The following is an 860-nucleotide window of genomic DNA, read 5'->3' on the forward strand; positions in this document are numbered from 1 at the left end:
TTGCCCTTGACCAGATCGAGCACCGCATCCAGCTGAGTGACCGTGTTCTGCAGATCCTCGACGTACCACTCGTCGTAGTCGTACGAGCCGAAGAAGAACCCCTCGCGCGAGGGCAGAAGCTCCGGCCCGAGCTTGGCCGGATCCGTCAGCACGCGCGCGGCGAGGTCGCGCAGCTCGGTGATCTGCTCGACGGTCACGGAGTAGTCGCGGCAGTCGTCCTGACCGTTCTGGACGTGGTCAACGAACCAGGCGTGGATCGAGTTGGCCTTGCGCCAGTAGGCAACGGTGGTGGAGACCGTCACGCCGTAGATGCCGATGTGCTCGGCCAGGCGCTCGTCGGTGCGCGGATCGAACTTCACCGCCTCGATGAGCTTGGTGTGAGCAGGGTTGGCCGGCGCGTCCGGTCCCCAACCGAGCTTCGGCGTGACGTACTGCTCCGCCTTGAGGTACATATCCAGACCCATGAGTCCGTTCCTTCCCCTAGTCTGTATCTCTGACAGGTACTAATCTACTTAGGGGGTCGGACATTGCCGGCGGGGTAGCCGGCGAAGCCGGCACGGAGGCCGGCTCGCATGCGCAGGGGGGAGGGCAGCCCGATATGGGCCCGTGCGCACCGTGAGCCGGCCCCTGGGGCCACACAGGCCAGACCGAAGGCCAGCGCATCCGAGAGGGGATCCGGGAGCGCAGAGGCCACCCCAGAGACCTCCGGAGCCGACCGGTACCAATATGCGAGGCAACGCGGGCCCAGCCTCGGCGCGGGGAGGCGCGAAGCGCCGACCGAGAGGAGCACGAAGGATCCGGGCGTGCCCGGATCCACGCACGGCATCGCGCCCGCGCAGCGGGCGCAGGGGCGGAGCCGG

The 860-nt window shown here is 67.8% G+C and carries 1 protein-coding gene; it reads right to left on the reverse strand.

The features are described 5' to 3' along the window. A partial coding sequence (locus ABD161_RS15705) for a hypothetical protein (protein WP_344005118.1) occupies positions 1-464 on the reverse strand: 464 nt, incomplete at its 3' end. Positions 465-860 lie beyond the last annotated feature (396 nt).

The organism is Microbacterium paludicola (genome assembly GCF_039529675.1).
Lineage (GTDB): Bacteria > Actinomycetota > Actinomycetes > Actinomycetales > Microbacteriaceae > Microbacterium > Microbacterium paludicola.